Genomic DNA, 20307 nt, shown 5'->3' with positions numbered 1-20307 from the left:
CCAATCGTGACTAGACGGCCTCGGCGGACTCCGGCACACGTTCGTCAGAACGGAGAACAACGAGCTCTGACGAGCGGCCCGACCAAGAGAAGCCGAGGCACCGTCCCATGCCGGACAACGGGAGAAGCACCCGCGTGAGGAAGATCGTCACCACGCTCCTGGCCGCCGGCGCGCTCGTCTACCTGACCGCCACGATCACCCTGCGCGGCCTGGCCGCCGCCGCCGAGGCGGCCGGGATCATCGGCGGGTTCTCGCTCGTCCTCACCACGCTCGGCGTGCTGCGGCAGCGCGCCGAGCCGCCGGCGCCCCGGCCGTGCCCGGGTGACGCGGCGGGGCTCGGCTACTTCCCCGGCCTGGGCGGCCACACCCTGGAGGCCGCCCAGGGCGCGTCCTGCGCCGGGGCCAGGCCCGCGTGGCCTGTCCTCCCGCTGGGCTGGCTCGTCCTCGACGCCGACGGCGGCCGTCCGATGCTGGGCGGGGCGATTCGCGAGCTCCGGGAGCTGTGTGACGGGCTCGGCGAGCGGCTGCCGGAGGGGATGGTGCTCGTGCTGTTCGCGCTTCCCGGCGGGCACGCGCCGCCCGGCCGGCTCGTGCTGACGTTCGGCATCGGGCTGGCGCCCGTGGCGGGCGGCCCGTGAACAGCCGCAGCGCGGCGCCCGTGGCGGGCGCCGCGCTACGTGTCCGGTGCGGAAGATCCGGTCAGACGGAGATCCTGCCCGCCCCGGCGCCCGCGCTCACGATCGACTTGACGCTGGAGGCCGGGTCGAGCGTGTACGCGTACGGAATGGAACGGACGCTGCCGCCGGTCTGGCCCGTGCCGGAGTTGACGAAGTGGTTGTTCCTGGCGACGAGGCTGCCCGGGTCGGAGCTGCCCTCACCGAGGTGGAACGGGTCCTCGGTGTTCTCGAAGTAGTTGCCCTCGACCAGCACTCCGGCGCCCTCGGTTGAGGCCACGCCGTAGCCGCCGACGTTCGAGTACAGGTTGTTGTAGACGTGCACCGGGTTGCCGGAGCGCACGCGCGGGTGCCGCTGGTTGCTGCCGTCGAACCAGTTGTGGTGGTACGTCACCCGCAGGCGCCCGCTGTCCTCGGAGCCGTTGCCGTCGCTGTGGCCGAGCAGCATCGACTTGTCGTGGTCGAAGACGCGGTTCCAGGAGATCGTGACGTAGTCGCTGGCCCGTTTGACGTCCACGGCACCGTCGTAGCCGTCGCTGAAGGAGTTGTGGTCGATCCACACCCGGGTCGAGTACTGGACGTTGATCGCGTCGTCGCCCCAGCCTCGGAAGTTCAGGTTGCGGATGACGACGTTGGACGCCTCGGAGACGTTGAGGCCGCAGCCGCTGATCGTCGCGCCGGAGTTGCCCAGCAGCGACTTGTTGGAGCCGACGCGGATCATGCCGGAGCAGGAGATGGTGCCGGACACCCGGACCACCGCCGCGTTCGTCCCCGAGAGGGCACTGGCCAGCGCGGAGGCGCTGGAGACGGTGACGGGCGAGGCGCCGCCGCCGCCCGTGGTGCCGCCGCCCTGGGTGGCCCAGCCGACCAGCCCGTCCGCGTTGCCCGGCGGATCGGTGGGCGGGTCTGTGGGCGGGTCCGTCGGCGGGTCGGTGGGCGGGTCCGTCGGGGTGGAGCCTGCGGGGACGAGCCGCCATTGCTTGGTCGCCACCGAGTCGCACGAGTTGGTCTGCACGAGCGCGCCGGAGGCGGTCGAGTTGTCCCTGATGTTGAGGCACTTGCCGCCGTTGGCGTTGACGATCCGGTAGGCGGCGCCGGCCTCGGTGACGTTCCACCGCTGGGAGGCCGCGCCCGTGCAGCTCTCCTGCTGGACGGCCTTGCCCGCGGAGGTACTGGCGTCCTCGACGCCGGCGCACCTGCCGCTGTGGGCGGATTTGAGCTGGAAGCCGCCGCCGTCGGCGACGAGGTTCCAGGTCTGCGCCGCGCCGCCGCAGCCGGTCTGCGTGAGCTGGACGCCGTCGGACGAGCTGCCGCCCGGCACGGTCAGGCACAGGCCGCTGCCGTTGTTGACGACGGTGTACGCGCCGGGCGCGGGCGCCGCTGCCGCCGCCGAGGTGGCGGCGATGGCCACCACCGCCGTCCCGGCCACCGCCAGCGCCGCCGCCAGTGCCGCCGCCGTGGCGGCGCTCGTCCTGCCGTTGCTGATCTGTCGCATGCTGAGCTCCTTGCCGGCCTCGGGCGGGCCAGGTCCGGCCCGCCCTCCTGTCCCCCAGCGAGTACTCGTTCACATGTCTGAATGGCATACGTATGCGCGACAGCCTTAATGTAGGTAAGCGCTTTCCTAGCGTCAACCGGCCGTGAAAGTTTCACCCTGGAATAAGCGTGTGACGCAACTTAACCCCTTAAGGAGGATTTATCGCCATAAAGTGGGATTCGGGGTTTCGGTGCGCGGCTATTCGATAACAACCCATCCGGGAAAGGGCTGTCCGCCTATATGGTCCTCGCGCTCGTACATTCACAGGGAGAGCCCCGTGGACCTGAGCCACGCCCCGGCGGAACCCCAGCTCACACCCCCCACGGGGATGAGCGCCCCCCGGATGAGCAACACCACCCGCTACCTGTGCGGCGGCGCGTACCTGGACAGCGATTTCCGGGACAAAGTGCTGAACGAATTGCTTGACGACCCGTTCAGGGCGGTTCCGCCGTCCTATGGGGGATGCGATCTGCTGCCGATCATCCATCACGCGCGCCGCTCCCGCTCCCTGCTCGTCGTCCGCGACGGGCTGATCACCGCCATCCTGCTCCTCGGGCTCGCGCTGACGCCGATGAGCGTCATCAGCTGGCTGTCGTTCCTGTTGCCGCTCGTGCTGCTCACGCTGGAACGGGTGCGGCGCGGGCCGATGCTGGTGCGCGGGCTGCTGTGGTTCTGGGCCTTCGGCGGCTACGTGATCCTGTTCGTCGTCTACGCGCTGCTGCTGGCCGCCACGGGCTTCGGCTCCTTCGTGACGGCGGGCGCGGTGCTCGTGTACGCGTTCCTCCAGAACGCCGGCCTGCTCCTGGTGCCGCTGGCCACGCTCGGCGTCGCGATCCTCTACCGGATCATCGTCTACACGACGCTCGCCGGCACGCTCAAGCCCGGCGCTCCCCCGCCCGAGCCCGGCCCCGACCAGCCCGGGACCGCCGACCGCCTCGCCTACGTCGCCCGCGCCCAGACGGGCAACGTCACCATGTACGCCAACGAGGACGCGTTCATGGGCGCCGGCGGCATCGAACGGAGCTGGTCCATCGCCGTCGAGCTGGACCGGGCGCGCACCGTCACCGAGACCGGCCGGGGCACCGAGCGCCGCGAGCGGCCCGTCGACATCGACCCGGCCGAGCTGCACGCCTTCGTCCGCACCCGGCTCACCGAGATGCGCGACCAGGTGCTGCGCCCCAACGAGGGCATCCGGCGGCTCGACATCGGCGACCACGTGGTGGCCCGCGGCATCTACAGGGTCACCGACTGGCCGGGCGCCCACCCGCTGATCGGCCAGGACGGGCGGCCCCGCCACCACGCCACGCCCGAGGAGATCGCCGCCATCAGCCGCCACCCGCAGGGCGGCGTCCGCTACTACCAGCGCGTCACGATCGCGCACGAGGGCCAGGAGATTCGCGACACGGCGGGCCGCCTGGTCGCCCCGGCGGAGGACCAGGAGGCCGTCACCTCGGCGTTCATCTACCTGGCGGTTGAGGGGCGCATGCTCTACACCCAGTTCGTGGTGACCGCGCTGCCGCCGGCCAAGGAGGCGTACCACGTGGTCGACCGGCTGCCGGACATGCCGGGCTGGCGGATCGCGTGGGAGTCGGTGCGGGCGCTGAAGCTGCTCCTGCTGCGCGACGTCCTGGCCGCGCCCGTGCGGCTGACGCGCACCGCCGTACGGGCCGTCCGCCAGCAGTTCGTCACGCTCGATCCGTCCCGCCACGTCGTCTACCCGTACGGGGCCCGGCTCAGCGTGCGCGAGCTCGGCGCGAGCCACGGGATGCAGACCTACCTCCAGCTGCTCGACACCGCCAAGTACGTCAAGCTGATCGAGCACCGGCTGACCGAGGCCGTGCTCGACTACCTGGAGGACAAGGAGATCGAGACCGGCACGTACCGGATGCAGGCGGCCAACGTCATGATGAACATGTCGGTGCGCGACAGCGTCGTCAACGGCCCCATCGCGATGGGCATGCAGGCGTCGGCGTCGTCCCACCACCACACCCGGGGCTGAGAGGCGGTCATGGCAGACCAATACGGCATCCGCATCGACGGCGGCACGGTCAACGGCCCGATCGCGATGGGCCCGAACGCCCGCGCCACCGTCAACCACGGCGGCTCGGGCGAGGCGAGCCTGCTGCTGGACCGGCTCGACCGGCTGCTGGCCGAGCACGAGGCGGAGCTGGCCGAGCCCGCCAGGGCCCGCCGCGACGCCGCCGACGTCCGGCAGGAGCTGGCGGAGGCCGAGCCGGACCGGGGCCGCGTCCTCGACGCGCTGCGGCGGCTCTCGGTGCGGGCCGCCGAGGTGACGGCCATCGTCGAGGTCGTGGCGCAGATCCAGGCGCTGTTCGCCTGATCGGTCACCGGCTGTCGAGCGCGCCCTCGTACACCCACCGGCCGTCCACCCGGACGAACCTGCTGTGCTCCTCCATCGTGCCCGCCCGGCCCCGCTCCCGGTAGTGGGCCCGGAACCGCACGGTGCCCTCGGTGTGCACGACGCTCCCGCCGGTGGTCTCCAGGATCTCCAGCCCGGTCCACCGCACCCGCCGGTCGAGCCCCACGCCGGCCGGCCGGGTCGCCGGATGCCAGGTGCGCAGCAGGTAGCCCTCGTCGCCCACGGCGAACGCGCTGAACCGCGACCGCATCAGCGACTCCGCGGTGGGCGCCGCGCCCTCCCCCCGGTGGAGGCGTCCGCAGCAGTCGCGGTAGGGGGCGGCCAGCCCGCAGTGACATCCCATCCCCCTATTGTGCCGGGACGAGCCTGCCGGTCAGGTCGGTGAGCGTGGGGCCGAGCGGGGCGTCGAGGGTGAGCAGGGCGTCGGCGTCGCCGCCGGTCGGGCCCTGGTTGACGATGGCGATGGGGATGCCGAGCTCCGCGGCCTTGGTGACGAAGCGCAGGCCCGAGCGCACCTTCAGGGACGAGCCGAGCACGAGCAGGGCGCGGGCGGCGGCCACGAGGGCCGAGCACTCGTCCACGCGGACCCGGGGCACGTTCTCGCCGAAGAAGATCACGTCGGGCTTGAGGACGCCGCCGCAGGCCAGGCAGGGCACCAGGCGGAAGCTCTGCTCCTGCTCGGCGGTCAGCTCGGCGTCGCCGTCGGGGTTGATGCGGCCCTCGGCGTCCCAGCCGGGGTTGGCGGCGCGCAGGCGGGCGTCGAGGTCGAGGCGCGGGGTGCGTTCGCGGCACGAGAGGCAGACCACCCGGTCCAGGCCGCCGTGCAGCTCGATCACCCGGCGGGCGCCGGCGGCCTGGTGCAGGCCGTCGACGTTCTGGGTGACGACGCCCGCGACCAGGCCGCGCCGTTCGAGCTCGGCGACCGCCCGGTGGCCGTCGTTGGGGCGGGCGCCCTCGATCTGCCGCCAGCCGACGTGGCTGCGCGCCCAGTAGCGGCGGCGGGCCGCCTCGCTGCCGACGAACTGCTGGTAGGTCATCGGGTCGGCCTTGCGGGCGCGGCCCGTCGGGCCCCGGTAGTCGGGGATGCCGGACTCGGTGGACAGGCCCGCCCCGCTGAGCACCACCACCCCGCCGCCGCCGACCAGCTCCGCCAGCGACCTTCTCGCGCTCTCGCTCACCCTTCCATGGTGCCCGAAAGCGTCAAACCGGCCGCGTCACCGGGGATCGGCGAGCAGTTCGGCGACCGTGACGAACCGGTAGCCGTCGGCGCGCAGCCCTCTCACCACGCCGGCGATGGCCGCGCGGGTCTCGCGCCCGCTCCCGTACCAGGGGTGGAGCAGGATGATCGAGCCCGGCCTGACCTGCTCGCGGACCAGGGTGACGATCTCGGCGGCGGCAGGGGTGGCGCCGGAGTCGGGCTCCACGTCCCACATGACGGTGACGCGGTCGTGCCCGGCCAGGTAGAGCGGCAGCGTGAGCAGCTTCTTGCCGGTCGGCGGCCGGAACGGGATGTCGCCCCGCTCCCCCGCCTGCCGGATGAGCGCGTCGGTCGGCTCGATCTCCGCCTCGACCGTCGAGGGCGGCACGAACACCATCCGCCGGTGCGTGAACGTGTGGTTGCCGAGCTGGTGCCCGGCCGCGACGAGCGCCTTCCCGTGCTGCGGCCACGCGCGCAGCTGCGACCCGACGACGAAGAAGGTGGCGCGCGCCTTCTCGGCGGCGAGCACGTCGATGATCTCCTGGGTGTGCTCGTCGGGCCCGTCGTCGAACGTCAGCGCCACGACCTTCTCGCCCGTCTCGACCCGGTCCACGAGGCGTCCGGCCAGCTGGAACGTCCGCGCGTTCATGACCAGGTAGCCGCTCACGGCGACGAGCACCAGCAGCGCGACGGCGACCGCAAGCGCCCTGCGGGTCCGGGATGCGTTCATGAGTGCAGCAGTGTAATCAGGGGCTGACCGCTTTGATCGGTTATGTGGAAGAGTGGGCTTCCCGATGGACATGATCGGACACCACCCCGGTAAGCGCTTGCCCACGGACGCCGAAGGGACTCGAGTGACAGAAGGACGACGGCCACGGGCCCTGCTGGTCATGGACCCCGCGCACTTCCGCGTGCAGTTCCAGGAGCCGCAGCTACGCCGGTTGCGCGCCCTCGCCGAGGTCGCCGAGCCGCTCCCGGTCACCGGTTTCGGCGACGAGCGGGTGCGCGGCCTGCTGCGCCGGACCGAGGTGCTGATCACTTCGTGGGGCTGCCCGCCGCTGACCGCCGAGGTGCTGGCCGACGCCCCCGAGCTGCGCGCGGTCTTCCACTGCGCGGGCACGGTGCGCCCGTTCGTCACCGACGAGGTGTGGCGGCGCGGCATCCTCGTCACCAACGCCGCCGACGTGAACGCGATCGCGGTCGCCGAGTTCACGCTCGCGGCGGTCATCTTCGCGGGCAAGAAGGCCCCGTTCCTCGCCCAGGACGCGCGCAGGCACCGCGACGACTGGTCCTACCTGGAGCGGCGCGGCGAGCTGTCCAACCGCGAGCGCACGGTCGGCATCGTCGGCTTCTCGCGCACCGGCCGCCGGGTCGCCGAGCGGCTGCGCGGCCTGGAGGTCGACGTGCTGGTGGCCGACCCGTACGCGGACGCCGGCGAGGTGGCGGCCGCGGGCGGCCGGCTGGTCCCGCTGCCCGAGCTGCTGCGCGCCGGCGACGTGCTCACCCTGCACGTCCCCGCGCTGCCGGCCACCCGCCACCTGATCGGCGCGGCGGAGCTGGCTCTGCTCCGGGACGGCGCGACGGTCATCAACACCGCACGCGGCTCCGTCCTCGACACCGCCGCCCTGGAGCGCGAGTGCGGCTCCGGGCGGCTCCACGCGATCCTCGACGTCACGGAGCCGGAGCCGCTGCCGGCCGATTCGCCGCTGTACGACCTGCCCAACGTCATGATCACCCCGCACGTCGCCGGGTCCCTCGGGTCCGAGACCCGGCGGATGAGCGAGAGCGCGCTCGACGAGCTCGAACGCTACCTGTCCGGGCGGCCGCCGCGCGCGGCCGTCACCGCCGACGACATCGCGGTGAGCGCCTGACCCCCGGGACCGGCTCGCGCGGCGCCGTCGCCCCCTTGACGTTCGCCGGGCGTTGACCTCGCCTTCAGGCTGCCGTCGCCGCGACCGGCCAGGATCGCCGCGCAGCAGTTCGTCGAAGGAAGTAGTGGCACCATGCGTAGCGCGATCCTGTCCACCCTGGCGATCGGGGCCCTGCTGGGCTCCGGGGCCGTCGCCGCCCCCGCCGCAGCCGGCACGTCGTCGTCGTGCGCCGGCGCGCCGCGCACGCCGGTGACCTCCGGGGCGGTGTTCAGCGAGCCGGTGGGCGGCGACCCGGTCGCCATCGTGAGCAGGCTCTGCGACCTGGTCCGCCAGACCCCCGCCGGGGCCGGCATCAGGATCGCGCACTTCGTCATGTCGGGCACGGCCGGCAGCGAGTTCGCCGCCGAGCTGCTCAAGGCGCACGAGCGGGGCGTGCGGGTGCAGGTGGTGCTGGACGGCGACGCGCGCGGCAAGGCGGTGGCCGAGCGGCTCGCCGCCGTCCTGGGCACGGACACCTCGGCCGCCTCGTTCGCGCACGTGTGCTCCGGGCCGATGTCGGGCGGCACCGCCGCCTGCGTCGGGGACAAGGGGCAGCACAACAAGTTCTACCTGTTCTCCCGTACGGGAGGCGCGTCCGACGTGGTCGTGCAGTCGTCGGCCAACCTGACGAACCTGAACTCGACCACGTACTGGAACAACGCCGTCGTGCTGGCGGGCAACCGGCGGCTGCACGAGGCGTACGCCTCCTACTTCGCCGACCTGGCCGCCGAGCGGAAGAGCCTCGACTACGACCGGGTCGTGCGGACGGGGGCGGCGGGCGGCTCGGTGCGGGCGCACTTCTTCCCCAGCGCCGAGGGCGACCCGATCGTGGAGGCGCTGGACGGGGTCTCCTGCCGCGACGGCGCCCCGATCCGCGTCGGCATGTCGGAGTGGGACGGCTACCGGGTCGCGATCGCCGAACGGCTGGCCGAGCTGGCCCGCGAGGGGTGCACGGTGCAGGTCGTCGCGGGCGTGCTGGACGCGGAGGTGGAGGCGGCGCTGCGCGCCGAGCCGAGGATCGAGCTGCGCACGCTGAGCTCCGGCAGCGCGCTGCCCGGCCGCATCCACTCCAAGTACCTGCTGGTCGACGGCTGGGTCTATACGGGCAGCCACAACTACAACCAGACGTCGCTGCGCCGCAACGACGACACCCTGTTGCGGCTCAACAACAAGGCGATTCACGCCCAGTTCGTGGCGAACTTCGACAGGATGCGCGCCGCCGCCGCGTCCTAGCCACCTGGGAGTCACGTGGCTCTCAACAGTTGGTCATGACGGTCAGTCAGATTCGGCTCATCGGCCGCTCCCGAGTACGAGGAGATCCATGTTCCGACTCGCCGGCTTGATCGTCATGACCGTACTGGCCCTGTTCCTCACCCCCGCGACGGCGGCCTCGGCGGCCCCGGTGGCCAACGTCGCCCATCGCGGCGCGTCCGCCTACGCGCCGGAGAACACGCTGGCGGCCTTCCGGCTGGCCGCCGAGCTGGGCGCCGACGCGTTCGAGCTGGACGTGCGGCTGACCCGCGACGGCCAGCCCGTCCTCATGCACGACGCCACGCTGGCCCGCACCACCGACGCCGAGCGGGTCTTCCCCGGCCGGGCGCCGTGGCGGGTGGGCGACTTCACCCTGGACGAGATCCGCGAGCTGGACGCCGGGTCGTGGTCCGGGCGCCGCTTCGCCGGGGAGCCGGTGCCCACGCTGCGGGAGGCGCTGCGCGAGATGAGCGGCAGCGGGCTCGGCGTGCTGGTGGAGGTCAAGGAGCCCCGCCTGTACCGGGGGATCGAGGCGCGGGTGGCCGGGGAGCTGCGCCGCTCGTGGCGGGGCCCGCTGGTGGTGCAGTCGTTCGACCACGGCTCGATGCGCCGCTTCCACGACGTCATGCCGGAGGCCGCGATCGGGCTGCTCGGCACCCCGCCTGCCGCCGAGCTGGACGGGCTGTCGGAGTTCGCCGACCAGGTCAACCCGCCGTACGGCGGCCTGACCCGCGACTACGTGCGGCTCGTGCAGCGGCACGGGATGCGGGTGTTCGCCTGGACGGTGGACGACGCGGCCGCCATGCGCCGGCTGGTCGGCTACGGCGTGGACGGCATCATCACCAACCGGCCCGACGTTCTCGACGCCCTTTGACGGGTAGCCGGGACGGCATGGCGACAGAGCAGGATCCCGATCACCTCCGCCCGGAGGGCATGTCGGACGAGACGGTCGAGGCACTGGGCGCGCTGAGCGAGGCGCTGGAGACGACGCACCGGGCGCGGGGCCACCTGTACGCGTGGCACCAGCTCACCGGCAGCGCCGACGCCCGCCTCGACCGGGCCGTCGAGCTGCTACGCCGGACCGGGCACCAGGAGCTGGCCGACCGCGTCGAGCGGGAGCTCATCGGGCTGAACGTGATCGACGGCCGGTGGACGTTCCAGGTGGTCGAGGAGTACGACGCGCTGTACTACGCGGCCTTCCAGGAGATGGAGGCGCACGTGCGCGATCGGCTGGCCGGGGGCCGCCGCCACGTCCACGAGGCGGAGATGAAGCAGCGCAGGCGCACGCCGGGTCTGCCGGGTCACGAGGCGGCACCGTAAAGGCTTCCCGCAGGTAACCGATAACCCCCGAAACCCAACCAAGTGTTGACCACTCGGTAACAAGTGGTGGATAACAGGTGTCGGCAGAGGCAGTAAAACCGCACTGGCTCGGAGACGCCGATGACGAGCGAGGCATCTCCCGCGCTGGTGGGCCGCGACGCGCACCTGCGAGCGCTCATCGGCGCGATCACCCGTCCGCCCGCCGTGGCCCTCGTCCAGGGCGAGGCGGGCATCGGGAAGACCCGGCTGGTCCGGACGGCCGTCGACCGGCTGGATCCGGACCGCCACACCGTGCTGCTCGGGCACTGTCACCAGATCCGCGAGCCGTTCCCGTACGGGCCGGTCTTCGACGCGCTGCGGCAGATCGGCGGCGCGCTGCCTGGCCGGGACCGGCTCAACCCCGTGACGGGGGCCGTGGGCGGCTACCTTCCCGAGCTGGCCGGGCACCTGCCGCCGGCTCCGACGCCGCCGCCGCTGGACGACCCGCGCGCCGAGCGGCACCGGCTGTTCCGCGGGGTGCACGCGCTGCTGGCCGTGGCCGCGCCCGTGGTGCTGGTCGTGGAGGACCTGCACTGGGCCGACGACGGCACCCGTGACCTGCTGCGCTTTCTCATCGGCCGGCCGCCCGAGGGGCTGGCGCTGGTGGTGACGTTCCGGCGGGAGGATCTGCCGGTGCCGGGGCTGCCGTTCGGGCACGCCTACCGGCACCCGCCCGACGTGACGAGCGAGGTGATCTCGCTGACGTCGCTCGACGTGGCGGGCGTACGGGCGCTCGCCGGCGAGCTGCTGGGCGGCGCCCCCGTGACGGCCGGGTTCGCGGCGCGGCTGCACGAGCGGACGGCCGGGGTGCCGTTTGTGATCGAAGAGGTCGTGCGGTCGCTCCAGGAGCCCGGCGACGAGGAGGCGCTGGACCGGATCGCGGTGCCGGTGCTGCTGCGGGAGGCGATGGCCGAGCGGCTGGCCGGCCTGTCCCCCGCCGCCCTGCACGCGGTGCAGGCCGCCGCCGTGCTGCGGCTGCCCGCCGACGAGTCGCTGATCGCCGCCGTGTCGGGCTCCGGCGCCGCCGCCCACGGGCTGCGCGAGGCGCTGCGGGCCGGGGTGCTGCTGGAGCGGCCCGACGCGCTGTACGGGTTCCGCCACGCGCTGGCCCAGCAGGCGGTCTACGACGCGATCCCGGGCCCGGACCGGCGGCTGATCCACGGCCGGGCGATGGCCGAGCTGGCCGGGCTGGACCCGCCGCCGCTGGTGCAGCTCGCCTACCACGCGCGGCGGGCGGGCGAGCTGGCGGCCTGGCGGCGGCACGGCGGGGCCGCCTCGGAGCACGCGGCGGCGGTCGGCGACGTGCCGCTGGCCATCGAGGTGCTGGAGGGCATGCTGGCCGACCCGGCGCTGCCGCCCGACGCCCGGGGCCCGCTGGCGTTGCAGCTCAGCCGCGTGGCCGCGATCGGCCTGTCGTACCGCAGGTCGGTGCGGCTGCTGCGGCACCTGCTGTCGGACGACTTCCTGCCCCGGCACGTACGCGGCGAGGCCAGGCTGAACCTGGGCGTGCTGCTGTCGAACCAGGCGGGCGCGGTGGCGGAGGGCCGCAGGGAGGTGCTGGCGGCGCTCGCCGACCTGGAGGACCGGCCGGGCGTGGCGGCGCGCGGGCTGGCGCTGCTGGCGATGCCGTCGTGGGGCGGTGAGCCGCTGGCCTGCCACGAGAAGTGGATGGCGCAGGCCGAGAGCCTGCTGTGCTCGGCCGACGACCCGGAGCTGCGCACGGCGGTGCACGCCAACAAGGTGTCGATGGCGATGCTGGTCGGCGCGCCGGACGCGTTCGAGCTGGCGGAGACGCTGCCGGAGGGCGCCCGGTCGGCGGCGGCGCGGCGGCAGGTGGCGCGCGGCTACGCGAACCTGTGCGACGCCGCGGTGGCGCTCGGCCACTACGGCGAGGCGGCCAGGTTCGCCCGCGAGAGCAGGCGGGTCGCCGAGGAGAGCGGCGCCCTCTACCCGGTGTGGCTGGTGGACGTGTCGTCGATCCGGCTCGACTGGCTGACCGGCCGCTGGGAGGGGCTGCGCGAGCGGGCAGCGGCCGTGGTGGAGATGACGTCGGAGGTGCCGATGCTGGCGGCCGACGCCCGGCTGGCCCTCGGCATGCTGGCGATGGCGACCGGCGAGTGGGAGGAGGCCGCCTGCCACCTGGGCGCGGCCGGGCTGCAGGACGTGGACTCGGCGTTCCTGCCGGTGGCGGCGGCGGCCTCGGGCGGGCTGGTGGAGCTGCACCTGGCCCGTGACGCGCTGGAGGGGGCGGTGCGCGAGGCGGACCGGGCGGTGGCCCGGCTGCGCCGCAAGGGGGTGTGGGTGTGGGGCGACCAGCTCGTCCCGGCGGCGGTGGCCGCGCTGCTCAGGTCGGGCCGCCGGGCGGACGCCGAGGCGCTGGTGGCCGAGTTCGCCGACGGGGTGGCGGGCCGCGACGCGCCGTCGGCGCAGGCGGCGCTCGGCTCGGCGCGGGCCCGGCTGGCCGGTGAGCGCGGCCTGTTCGAGGAGGCGGCCAGGCTGCACGCCGGGGCGCGGGCCGCGTACGAGACGATGCCGCGCCCGTACGCGGCGGCGCGGGCGGCGGAGGCCGAGGCGGAGGCGCGGCTGGCGCTGGGGGCGCGGGAGGCGGCGGCGCAGATCATCGCCGACGCGGCCGAGCGCTACGCGGTGCTCGGCGCCTCCCACGACGCGGCGCGCTGCCGGCACGCGCTGCGGGAGATCGGCGCGAGCGCGCCGCGCCGGGGCCGCAGGGGGCGCGGCGGCGTGCTGTCGCCCCGGGAGGCGGAGGTGGCCAGGCTGGTCGCGTCGGGCCGCACCAACCGGGAGATCGCCGAAGTGCTGTTCCTGTCGCGCCGGACCGTCGACACGCACGTGGCCAGCGTGCTGCACAAACTCGGCGTGCGCACCCGCAACGAGGTGGACCCGCCCCCGTGAGGGCACAGGGGAAGGCCCCGGCCGGGGAGGGGGTGCCGGCCGGGGCCCGAAGGCGGAACCGCTAGACGGTGATGCTCCAGGAGTCGAGGAAGCCGGTGTCACCGGCGTAGACGTCCTCGACCCAGAGCACCCAGGTGCCCGCGGCCTGCTGACTCACCGGGACGGAGAACGTCCGGGTGCCGTACGGCGTGCAGGAGGTGCCGCCGTACCTGTCGACCGCGTACCAGGTGCCGTTGGGCCCGCGCAGGTAGATGTCCAGGTCCTCGGCACACGTGTGGTCGATCGTGATGGAGAGCCTGACCGGCGAGGCGGCGGTGCCGCTCGCCGTGGACGAGACGGGACTCTGCACGTAGCTGTAGTCGTAGATGCGGTAGTCGGTGCCGTTGGTGAAGGTCCGGCCGCCCGAGCCGCCCTCGACGGTCAGCGCGTAGCGGACCGTCCGGGTGGCCGTCTCGCCGGTGCCGGTGACGGTGATGCTGTAGTCGCCGGCCGGCGTGGTGGCCGAGGTGGTGATCGTCAGGGTGGAGGAGCCGCCGGAGGTCACCGAGGCCGGGTTGAAGCCGGCCGTGGCGCCCTGCGGCAGGCCGGAGGCGGACAGGTTCACGGTCTGCGGGGTGCCGGCCGTGGTCGTCGTGCCGATGGTGGTGGTGGCCGCCGAGCCCGCCTGGACGGTGCCGGAGGCGGGGCTGGCCGAGACCGAGAAGTCCCGGTCAGGGGTCTCGCCGCCGACCGCCTGCTTCCAGACGGCGTACATGGCGGCGTCGGAGGCCCGGTCGAGGATCGTGTCGTTGATGTTGGCGCTGGTGTCGCAGGCGGCGTGGTAGCAGGAGTCGTACGCGCGTCCCGACTGGCCGCCCCACTTCGAGGCCTGCGTCGCCGTCTTGGTGGCGCTGGCGCCCGCCGCGACCCCGGAGCTGGCGATGCCGGCGTTGCGGAAGGAGGCGTCGTCGGAGCGGTTGGCGCCCTCGACGTTCTCCTCCGGCCGCAGGTTCAGGCCGTCGTAGAACTCCTTGAGCGGCGCCGCGCCGGCGGTGGTGATGTTGTTGATGAAGTAGCCGCCGTTGGGCGAGCCGACCATGTCGTAGTTGTAGTAGACCTGGATCTTGGCCCGGTCGGCCGCGCTGAGCCGCGAGACGTAGAACTCCGAGCCGTTCAGGCCCTGCTCCTCGTCGGTCCACCAGCCGAACCTGACGTGCTTGGCCAGCTGCGGGTTCTCCCTGGCCAGCGTCAGCGCGACCTCCAGCAGGGCGCTGGAGCCCGAGGCGTTGTCGTTGATGCCGGGTCCCGCGCTCACGCCGTCGAGGTGCGCGCCGGACATGATGACCTGGTTGTCGTCACCGCCCGGCCAGTCGGCGATCAGGTTGGGGCCGGAGCCGCTGGTGCAGCCGGAGGTGCACGCCTGCCGGACCACGGTGTAGCCGGCCTCGCGCAGCTTGCCCTCGACGTAGGACACCGACGCCGTGTAGCCGGGCCCGGTCGACCTGCGGTTCCCGCCGTTGGAGGTCGCGATCGACTGGAACTGCGTGATGTGCGCCTTGACGTTGGCCAGGCTCACGTCCGGCACCTCGACGGGCCCGCCCGGGCCGACCGTCAGCGTGAACGTCGCCGTGTGCGTCGCCGACCCGCTCCCGGTCACGGTGATCGGGTACGTGCCCTCCGCCGTCGAGGAGCCGACCGACAGGGTCAGGGTGGAGGAGTTGCCCGAGGTCACCGACGCCGGGTTGAAGCTGGCCGTGGTGCCGCTGGGCAGGCCGGTGGCCGACAGGTTGACCGTCTGGGAGCTGCCCGAGGTGGTCTGCGTGCTGACCACGGTCGTGGCCTGCTGACCGGGCTCGGCGCTGCCACTGGCGGGGTTGAGCGCGATCGAGAAGTCGTTGCCCGGGGTGCCGCAGGCGGGCTCGCCGGACTGCGCCGGCACGCTCACCGCGTTCCACGCCGCCTTGGTGGTGTTGCAGGCGGCGCTGTTGGCGCCGAACAGCTCGACGGCCGCCGCGACCGACGCCGAGCGGACGTTCACGTACCGCCAGGAGGAGGTCTTGCGGCCCAGCGCGCTCATGAAGATCTTGCCGGCGTCCTGGATGCCGATGCCGGTCACCGACGAGGGGCCGCCGGAGCAGATCGGGCTGGACGGCTTGCCGCCGCCCGGGTTGCTGCCCTCGGCCAGCAGGTAGAACCAGTGGTTCAGCGGGCCGGCCGCCGCGTGCACCTCGGTGTTCGGGATCTGGTTGCTGTAGCAGTTCGGGTCGTTGAGCAGGCCCGGGTTGTACATGTTGCGGATCGGGCCCTGGCCGACCAGGTCGACCTCCTCGCCGACCAGGTAGTCCGGCGGGTCGTTCGGGTTGTTGGCGTAGTGCTCGGTGAGCGCGCCGAAGATGTCGCCCGTCGCCTCGTTCAGGCCGCCGTTCTCGTTGCCGGACCCGGCGCCGCCGGGCGTGGTCTGGAAGATGGCGTGGCCGAACTCGTGCGCCACCACGTCGATCGGCGTGGCCTGCCGGGTGTTGGCCTGGTTGTGGCCGAAGTTGGTGTAGCTGCCGTTCCAGTAGGCGTTGACGTCGTTGAGCCCGACGCGGGCGGGGAAGCCGCCGCCGTTGCCGTTGATCCCGTTGCGGCCGAGCCAGTCGCGCAGCATGTCCCACTGGCGCTGCACCCCGTACAGGGCGTCGACGCAGGCGGTCTCCAGGTTGGTGCCGGAGCCGTTGCCCCAGCTGTCGTCGGTGCCGGTGTAGGCGGAGCCGTTCTGGCCGCCGCACCGGATGCCGGGCCTGCTCGTGTCGGTCATCGAGTACGAGCTGCCGGAGCCGCTGGTGGCGATCGTGACCTGGCCGTAGTAGTAGCCGTTGCCCGTGCCGGCGCGGACCACGTCGTAGGAGTCGGCGACCTCGCCGGTGACGGCGTCGACGAACACGTGCTGGATGCTCGGCTTGCCGCCGGCGATGCCGGAGACGACGGCTTCCCAGGTCAGCCTGGGCTTGTCGCCCCAGGCGAGGACGACCAGGCGCGGGGCCCGGGTGTCGTCGACGCGGGAGAGCTTGGTCCTGGCGGTCTTGAGCGCCTCGGCCGCGCTGACGGTCGCCTTGGTCGGCACGTCGGCGCCGGTGGGACCGGACGCCGCGACCGTGTCGCGGACGCGGCCCGCCCCGTCGGTGACGACGACGGCGTCGCCGCCGACCATCGGCAGGCCCTTGTACGTGCGCTCGTAGGCGACGTAGAACATCTCGTTGGCGCCGGCGGTGACGCCCACCCGGCGGTAGGCCTCGTCGGGGCCCTTGACCAGGTTGTCCAGCCCGCTCTGCACGGCCTGGTCCGCGACGGCCGCGGCCCGGGACTCGGGGTCGGCCACGGCCGCCGCCGCCAGGCCCTTCTGGGCGCCGGGCGGCTTGGCCTCGGCCGGCAATGCCGACAAAGTCAGCGAGGCGGCCGTGGTGATGCCCACGGCCGCCGCCACTAAAGCTTTGCGTCTCACGATGGGAGGCTCCTTTCGGATTCTTCCCATGGCAGAGCCGCGCCTTGTGGGCACATGCGGTCGCCCTGCCGGGAAGTGGGGGGTGAAAGCGAGCGTGTCGCCTTGTCGTGTGACGCTAGGCGTTACCCGGAGGCGGGGAAATACGTATGTGCCTCCGTACGTATACCGATGTTTCGATCAGCGCTGGTCAGGAGGCCGCGCCGAGGAAGCCGTTCTGCTCCAGCCAGTCGGCCGAGACCTTCTTCGGCTGCTCGCCGTCGACGTCCACGCGGGCGTTGAGCTTCTGCATCGTGGCGTCGTCCAGCTTGGCGATCACCGGCTGCAGCACCTTCTCCAGCGCCGGGTGCTTCTTGTAGAGGTCGTCCTTGATCGTGACGGCGGCGTTGTAGACGGGGAAGAACTTCTTGTCGTCCTCCAGCACCGTCAGGCCGAGCGCGGCGATGCGCCCGTCGGTGGTGAAGACCTCGCCGAAGTTGCAGGTCTCGCCCTTGTCCGTCTCGGTGTAGACGACGCCGGTGTCGAGCAGCGCGATCCGGTCCTTGGGGATCTTCATGTCGTACGCCTTGGACAGGCCGGGCAGGCCGTCGTCGCGGGTGGAGAACTCGGTCTCGATGCAGATCGTGACCTCCTCCGGCTTGGTCCTGGCCAGCTCGGCCACGTCCGAGACGGTCTTGACGCCGAGCTCCTGGGCCTTCTCGGTGCGGATGGCCAGGGCGTAGGTGTTGTTCAGCGGGGTGGGGCCGATCCAGCGGACGCCGTTCTTCTCCAGGTCGGCGCCGGCGGTGGCCTTGAACTGCTCGGCCGGGTCCTGGATCGGGGTGGTGTTCTTCAGGTGCTCGATCCAGCCGGTGCCGGAGTACTCCCAGTACAGGTCGATCTCGCCGGCCATGAGGGCCTTGCGGTTGGTGACGGTGCCGCCCAGGTTGACCTTGTCGACGACCTCGGCGCCGTGCGCCTTCAGCAGTTGCACGGCGATGTTGCCGAGCATGATGTTCTCGGTGAAGTCCTTTGACCCGACGACGAACGTCGCGCCCTCCAGTTCGTCGCCCGCGCTGGACGCCTCGACGGCGTCAGTGGAGCCGCAGCCCGCGGCGGTCACGGTCAGGGCTGCGGCGGCGAGCAGGGCGAACGTCTGGCGAAGGGGACGGGAAAGCATGCAAAGACACCTCTTGCTTGGTGAATCAGGCGAAATCGGCGGACAGGTCAGATGCCGCGTGGCTTGAGCAGGTTCTCGGCGAGCCCGCCGAGCCAGTCGATGAAGAACGCGATGCACGCGGTGAGCACGGCGCCGACGATGGTCACGGGCATGCGGTTCAGCTTGAGCCCGTTGATGATCAGTTCGCCCAGGCCGCCGGCGGCCACGAACGCGCCCAGCGTGGCGACGCCGACGGTGAGCACCAGGGCGGTGCGCAGCCCGGCGAGGATGGCGGGGACGGCCAGCTTGAGCTCGACCCGGCGCAGGATCTGCCCCTTGGTCATGCCCATGCCGCGGGCCGCCTCGATGAGGGCCGGGTCGATCTGCTGCACCCCGACCATGGTGTTGCGCAGCACCGGCAGCACCGCGTAGACGACGAGCCCGACCAGCGCGGTCTGGAAGCCGACGCCCAGCACGAACGTGGCCAGCACCAGCAGCCCGATGCACGGCACCGCCTGGCCGAGGTTGCCCGCGGTGAGGATGAGCGGAGTGACGAACCGGTTCCTGGAGCGCGAGGCGACGATGCCGAGCGGGATCGCGATCACCACGACCAGGGCGGTGGCGGCGACCGTCATCTGCAGGTGCTCGACGGTCTTGTCGACGAGCACCGCCTGGTTGAGGCTGCGCCGCTCGATCGAGTCCAGCTCCAGTGTGCTCACCCACGCGTACAGGGTGACCAGGGCCGCCGCGATGGCGGCGGGCGCGATCAGGTGGCGCAGGCCGGAGGGGCGGGCGGGGGTGCGGGCCGTGCCGACGGCGAGGGTCTCAGCGGTCACCGGCGGTCACTTCCTCCGGGGCTTGTTCATGGGCCGTGCCCACCGCGCCGCACAGCGCGGCGTACGTGATCACGCCGGACGGCGTGGAGCACCGGTCCGCCGCGTGCGCGACCATCGTGTCCAGCGCCTCGCGCAGCGTCGCGCCGGCCGCCACCGCGGGCAGCGCCGGGTCCGGCAGCGGGCTCTCGTACGGCACGTCCTCGACCCTGAGCAGCGCCAGGCGCTTGAGCGTGGCGTCCTGGCCGATGAACCCCGCCACGTAGTCGTCGGCCGGGGCGGCCAGGATGTTGGCCGGCGTGTCGTACTGGGCGATGTGCGAGCGCTCGCGCAGCACCGCGATGCGGTCGCCCAGCCGGATCGCCTCCTCGAAGTCGTGCGTGACGAAGATGATCGTCTTGCGGAGCTGCTTCTGGAGCTTGGCGAACTCGTTCTGCAGGTGCTCGCGGGTGATCGGGTCGGTCGCGCCGAACGGCTCGTCCATGAGCATGACCGGCGGGTCCGCGGCCAGCGCGCGGGCGACGCCGACACGCTGCTGCTGGCCGCCGGAGAGCTGGCGCGGGTAGCGGTCGCGGAACGTGCCGGGGTCCAGGCTCACCAGCTCCAGCAGCTCCTCCACGCGGGCGGCCACCTTGGCGGCCGGCCAGCCGAGCAGCTTGGGCACCATCGCCACGTTCTGCCCGACGGTCAGGTGCGGGAACAGGCCGACCTGCTGGATCGCGTAGCCGATGTGCCGGCGCAGCTCGTCGGGGTGCAGGCCGAGGACGTCCTGGCCGCCGATGCGGATCTGGCCGGACGTGGGCTCGACCAGCCGGTTGATCATCTTCATGGTGGTGGTCTTGCCGCAGCCCGACGGGCCGACGAAGACGACGAGCTCGCCCGCCGGGATGTCGAGGCTGACGTTGTCGACCGCTGGGGCGGGCTGCCCCGGGTAGTGCTTGGTCAGCTCCCGCAGCTCGATGCGGACGCCTGCGGGATCACGGTCGAACACGAAGCCCCCTCGGGGTGGTCAGAAGGCGGACGGCGGAGAAGCCGGCGTCGAACAGCACCGCGATCACCACGATGCCGAGCGTGCCCGCGAGCGTCGCGTTGAGCGAGTTGACCGATCCCAGCCGCGCCAGCCCTTCGAAGATCTGGTTGCCCAGTCCGGGGCCGTCGACGTAGGCCGCGATGGCGGCGATGCCGATGAGCATCTGCGTGGAGATGCGCACCCCCGCCAGGATCAGCGGCCAGGCGAGCGGCAGCCGCACCCGCAGCAGCACGCGCGCGCTGCTCAGGCCCATCCCCCGCCCGGCCTCGACGGTGGCGGCGTCCACGCCGCGCAGGCCGGTCACGGTGTTCCTGATGATCGGCAGGAACGCGTACCCGGTCAGCGCGATCAGCGTGGAGCCCCAGCCGAGGCCGGTGAACGGGATGAGCAGGGTCAGCAGGGCCAGGGAGGGAATGGTCAGAATGCCGGCGGACAGCGCCAGGGAGGCGCCACGCGCTTTCGGGGTCTCGTACGTCAGGAGCCCGATGCCGACGCCCACGGCCGTGGCGATGCCGATCGCGACGGCCACGACCAGGGCGTGTTCGGCGGCAGCCAGCGAGAGGGTGTCCCATCGGGAGACCACGTACTCGCTGAAAGTCATGAAGTAACCGCCTTCGCTTACAGTTG

Annotated in this window: 17 protein-coding genes; 8 read left to right on the top strand and 9 right to left on the bottom strand. The window is 72.6% G+C overall.

All coding sequences use genetic code 11. The features are described from left to right. Positions 1 to 134: 134 nt before the first annotated feature. Positions 135 to 638, top strand: coding sequence for a hypothetical protein (locus ACBI99_RS38045; protein ID WP_375074696.1), 504 nt, complete (start codon positions 135 to 137; stop codon positions 636 to 638). A 61-nt stretch (positions 639 to 699) separates the two neighbouring features. Here the strand turns inward: ACBI99_RS38045 and ACBI99_RS38040 are convergent, their stop codons facing one another. Then, positions 700 to 2169: an RICIN domain-containing protein gene (locus ACBI99_RS38040; RefSeq protein WP_375074695.1), complete on the bottom strand. Its 1470-nt coding sequence runs from the start codon at positions 2167 to 2169 to the stop codon at positions 700 to 702. Positions 2170 to 2551: 382 nt separating this feature from the next. Here ACBI99_RS38040 and ACBI99_RS38035 point away from each other — a divergent pair, with 382 nt between their 5' ends. Further along, positions 2552 to 4207: a hypothetical protein gene (locus ACBI99_RS38035; protein ID WP_375074694.1), complete on the top strand. Its 1656-nt coding sequence runs from the start codon at positions 2552 to 2554 to the stop codon at positions 4205 to 4207. Between the two features lie 9 nt (positions 4208 to 4216). Next, the gene (locus tag ACBI99_RS38030; protein WP_219508007.1) at positions 4217 to 4549 is read left to right on the top strand and encodes a hypothetical protein; all 333 of its coding nucleotides are present in this window, start codon (positions 4217 to 4219) and stop codon (positions 4547 to 4549) included. Positions 4550 to 4553: 4 nt separating this feature from the next. Here ACBI99_RS38030 and ACBI99_RS38025 read toward each other — a convergent pair whose 3' ends face one another. Genes ACBI99_RS38025 through ACBI99_RS38015 form a run of 3 tightly spaced genes read right to left on the bottom strand, consistent with a single transcriptional unit; the run spans position 4554 to position 6516 of the window. Further along, a complete protein-coding gene (locus ACBI99_RS38025; protein WP_219508009.1) occupies positions 4554 to 4931 on the bottom strand; it encodes a YchJ family protein in 378 nt (125 codons plus the stop codon). A gap of 4 nt (positions 4932 to 4935) precedes the next feature. Beyond that, complete coding sequence (locus ACBI99_RS38020; protein WP_219508011.1) at positions 4936 to 5766, bottom strand: NAD-dependent protein deacetylase; 831 nt, start codon at positions 5764 to 5766, stop codon at positions 4936 to 4938. Between the two features lie 36 nt (positions 5767 to 5802). Further along, positions 5803 to 6516 (bottom strand): polysaccharide deacetylase family protein, encoded by a 714-nt coding sequence (locus ACBI99_RS38015; RefSeq protein WP_357591983.1) that lies wholly within the window; start codon positions 6514 to 6516, stop codon positions 5803 to 5805. Between the two features lie 124 nt (positions 6517 to 6640). Here ACBI99_RS38015 and ACBI99_RS38010 point away from each other — a divergent pair, with 124 nt between their 5' ends. The 5 genes from ACBI99_RS38010 (at position 6641) to ACBI99_RS37990 (ending at position 13219) form a co-directional block, all read left to right on the top strand. After that, a complete protein-coding gene (locus ACBI99_RS38010) occupies positions 6641 to 7657 on the top strand; it encodes a hydroxyacid dehydrogenase (protein WP_375074693.1) in 1017 nt (338 codons plus the stop codon). 132 nt (positions 7658 to 7789) lie between these two features. Continuing rightward, positions 7790 to 8929, top strand: a complete 1140-nt coding sequence (locus ACBI99_RS38005) for a phosphatidylserine/phosphatidylglycerophosphate/cardiolipin synthase family protein (protein ID WP_219508015.1) — start codon at positions 7790 to 7792, stop codon at positions 8927 to 8929. An 88-nt stretch (positions 8930 to 9017) separates the two neighbouring features. After that, positions 9018 to 9821, top strand: coding sequence for a glycerophosphodiester phosphodiesterase (locus ACBI99_RS38000; RefSeq protein WP_375074692.1), 804 nt, complete (start codon positions 9018 to 9020; stop codon positions 9819 to 9821). A 17-nt stretch (positions 9822 to 9838) separates the two neighbouring features. After that, positions 9839 to 10267, top strand: coding sequence for a hypothetical protein (locus tag ACBI99_RS37995; protein WP_219508019.1), 429 nt, complete (start codon positions 9839 to 9841; stop codon positions 10265 to 10267). A 120-nt stretch (positions 10268 to 10387) separates the two neighbouring features. Beyond that, positions 10388 to 13219: an AAA family ATPase gene (locus ACBI99_RS37990; protein WP_375074691.1), complete on the top strand. Its 2832-nt coding sequence runs from the start codon at positions 10388 to 10390 to the stop codon at positions 13217 to 13219. A 61-nt stretch (positions 13220 to 13280) separates the two neighbouring features. Here the strand turns inward: ACBI99_RS37990 and ACBI99_RS37985 are convergent, their stop codons facing one another. The 5 genes from ACBI99_RS37985 to ACBI99_RS37965 form a co-directional block, all read right to left on the bottom strand. Beyond that, positions 13281 to 16682: a M28 family peptidase gene (locus tag ACBI99_RS37985; protein ID WP_357591976.1), complete on the bottom strand. Its 3402-nt coding sequence runs from the start codon at positions 16680 to 16682 to the stop codon at positions 13281 to 13283. Between the two features lie 187 nt (positions 16683 to 16869). Beyond that, on the bottom strand, positions 16870 to 17838 hold the full coding sequence (locus tag ACBI99_RS37980) for a glycine betaine ABC transporter substrate-binding protein (protein ID WP_357591974.1): 969 nt from the start codon (positions 17836 to 17838) through the stop codon (positions 16870 to 16872). Positions 17839 to 17885: 47 nt separating this feature from the next. Further along, the gene (locus ACBI99_RS37975) at positions 17886 to 18653 is read right to left on the bottom strand and encodes an ABC transporter permease (RefSeq protein WP_219508026.1); all 768 of its coding nucleotides are present in this window, start codon (positions 18651 to 18653) and stop codon (positions 17886 to 17888) included. Further along, the gene (locus ACBI99_RS37970; RefSeq protein WP_308125883.1) at positions 18643 to 19641 is read right to left on the bottom strand and encodes an ATP-binding cassette domain-containing protein; all 999 of its coding nucleotides are present in this window, start codon (positions 19639 to 19641) and stop codon (positions 18643 to 18645) included. The genes ACBI99_RS37975 and ACBI99_RS37970 overlap by 11 nt, the downstream gene beginning before the upstream one ends. Continuing rightward, positions 19628 to 20281 carry an ABC transporter permease gene (locus tag ACBI99_RS37965; protein ID WP_219508028.1) on the bottom strand — a complete coding sequence of 218 codons (654 nt, stop codon included), beginning with the start codon at positions 20279 to 20281 and terminating at the stop codon, positions 19628 to 19630. The genes ACBI99_RS37970 and ACBI99_RS37965 overlap by 14 nt, the downstream gene beginning before the upstream one ends. Between the last annotated feature and the right edge of the window lie 26 nt (positions 20282 to 20307).

It is taken from the genome of Nonomuraea sp. ATR24, assembly GCF_041950485.1.
In the GTDB taxonomy this organism is placed as follows: Bacteria; Actinomycetota; Actinomycetes; order Streptosporangiales; family Streptosporangiaceae; genus Nonomuraea; species Nonomuraea ceibae.
Note: the sequence above shows the minus strand (reverse complement) of the source record. Positions and strands in the feature narration are given on the sequence as shown.